The 1,342-nt window shown below is 33.2% G+C and carries 3 protein-coding genes; 1 reads left to right on the top strand and 2 read right to left on the bottom strand.

Features of this window, described 5'->3' with window-relative positions:
• Positions 1–314, top strand: a 314-nt coding sequence (locus tag F6K22_RS40925; protein WP_293110899.1) for a glycosyltransferase, incomplete at its 5' end; no start/stop codon positions are given.
• A 278-nt stretch (positions 315–592) separates the two neighbouring features.
• On the opposite strand, the gene F6K22_RS40920 is transcribed toward F6K22_RS40925, so the two are convergent.
• Both F6K22_RS40920 and F6K22_RS40915 read right to left on the bottom strand, forming a co-directional pair.
• Positions 593–949, bottom strand: a complete 357-nt coding sequence (locus F6K22_RS40920) for a type II toxin-antitoxin system PemK/MazF family toxin (protein WP_293110897.1) — start codon at positions 947–949, stop codon at positions 593–595.
• The gene (locus F6K22_RS40915; protein WP_293110895.1) at positions 943–1,197 is read right to left on the bottom strand and encodes a hypothetical protein; all 255 of its coding nucleotides are present in this window, start codon (positions 1,195–1,197) and stop codon (positions 943–945) included. The genes F6K22_RS40920 and F6K22_RS40915 overlap by 7 nt, the downstream gene beginning before the upstream one ends.
• Positions 1,198–1,342: the final 145 nt, after the last annotated feature.

Raw genomic sequence — 1,342 nt, 5'->3', positions numbered from 1 at the left:
TGTTAATTCAACCAGGTAGACCCGATAGATTTAATAATTATCGTTTCCCCTGTAAGTTGCCGGAATTTTTAGCAATGGGTAAACCTGTAGTTTTGCCAGCTACCAATATTGGTTTAGTCATGGAAAATCAGAAAGATGCTTTGGTTTTGCCTGTAGTTGATGCCGTCAATATTGTTAATTCTGTTGAGAAATTGTTGACTGTTAGCTCTCTATCTGAAAAGTTAAGTGAGGGTGCAATTAATTTTGCTAAAACTCATCTTAACTGGCAGAAAAATACAGAATTACTGAAATCTTTTTATAAAGAGATTGGTTAATTTATTCTCATTAAACTTGCAGTTGCAAAAAAAATTAGTTGTAATTAATCTATAGCAATCAGGAATGATTTATGAAATATTTAAAAATAATTAAGAGCGCTCAAAATTCTTTTATATTCTGACTCCTGAGTTCTGACTCCTAATTACCACTAAAATCTTACAACTGAAATATGATTGCTATAGTACAAATTTTAATTTATTCATAAAGATATATTCATAAAGATAATTAATTCGAGGAAGTAAGGTGAGGAGGAAAAACTGAAAAATCAATTAAATTATTATTCCATTTCTGTTGGTTTTAGTAATAGTTCCACTCCATTTAATATCTGTTCTACTCTCTCAGATGAAAGAGTACCTATTTTATCTGTCAGTTTCGCTTTTTCGACTGTGAAAATTTGGGATATATTCACAACTCTTTGATCTGGTAAATTAGCCTCACCTGGTGACAAGACAATATTACCAGGAACCCCAGCAAGTTTCATATTAGAACCTAAACTACAAACAACAACAGTATTAATCAGACTAAAATTAAAAACATTGTTTTGAATGACAACATGAGGGTGTCTATAGCTAGCTTGAGAACCGGATGGTTCACCTAATTCTATCCAGAATATATCGCCCTGATTAATTAACACTCGTCCTCTATTATACTCCTATGATGTCCACTAATACTACTTATTGATGTTGATGTTTCAGTATCTGAAATATCTCCATAAGCAGCATTGATTTTTTCTAGCAATATTCGATTTTGATGCCGACGGATAAACTCTTCTAGAGCAATGGCAATTAAACGACTTCTAGAAATTTTCATTTCTGACGCTATTGCCTCAGCTTGTTCAAACAGATACTCTTGAAGTGATATTGCAGTTTTGACAGTGGCCATATAATTATACTTTGACTTTCCTGTTAGTATAATCACTGGTTATATTGCTGTCAATACATCTCGATCGAGGAGATCGCAGTGTATAACTGAGGGACCGTTCCCTATACCGGATAATGATCAGACCGAAGTTCATATCCTGGTGGAA

It is taken from the genome of Okeania sp. SIO2F4, assembly GCF_010672385.1.
Taxonomy (GTDB): Bacteria; Cyanobacteriota; Cyanobacteriia; order Cyanobacteriales; family Microcoleaceae; genus Trichodesmium.
Note: the sequence above shows the minus strand (reverse complement) of the source record. Positions and strands in the feature narration are given on the sequence as shown.

What these genes read in the sequence shown, in the direction of transcription:
- F6K22_RS40915 (WP_293110895.1), bottom strand. Translation starts at nt 1,197, where the DNA reads ATGGCCACTGTCAAAACTGCAATATCACTTCAAGAGTATCTGTTTGAA.